Below are 395 nucleotides of genomic sequence, written 5' to 3'. Positions count from 1 at the left end.
GTCAAATACCGTCCACCACTGCGGCTGCACCGTCTGGCTGGCCGTACTGGCTGGCTGGAAATGGTAGTGCGCGGGCAGGCTGCTGGCCGGTGGCTGGTAATCCGGCCCCACCGCGCAGGCGCCTAGCGCAGCACTGCTCAGGAAAAGGAAAATCCGCTGGCGAGATGACATCAGTGACTCCTGCGCAAGAACATCAGATAGGCCAGTGCCAGCGTGCTGGCGGCAATGGCCAGCAGCGGCCACAGCTGTGGCCAGGCTTCAGCCAGGCCATAACCCTTCAGGAAGATGCCCTTGACGATGACGATGAAGTGGCTGAGCGGGTCCACCGCGCTGACCATGCGCAGCGGCAGCGGCATGTTTTCCACCGGGGCCATGTAGCCGGACAGAATCACTGC

General features: G+C 63.3%; 1 pseudogene. It reads right to left on the bottom strand.

Annotated features, from left to right (window positions below):
- Nucleotides 1–170: 170 nt before the first annotated feature.
- A pseudogene (locus JHD64_RS21215) lies at nucleotides 171–395 on the bottom strand (ABC transporter permease); the annotation flags it as partial.

This window comes from Aquitalea sp. ASV15 (genome assembly GCF_016429115.1).
Classification (GTDB): Bacteria; Pseudomonadota; Gammaproteobacteria; order Burkholderiales; family Chromobacteriaceae; genus Aquitalea; species Aquitalea magnusonii.
This window is presented reverse-complemented; position numbering and strand designations above follow the sequence as displayed.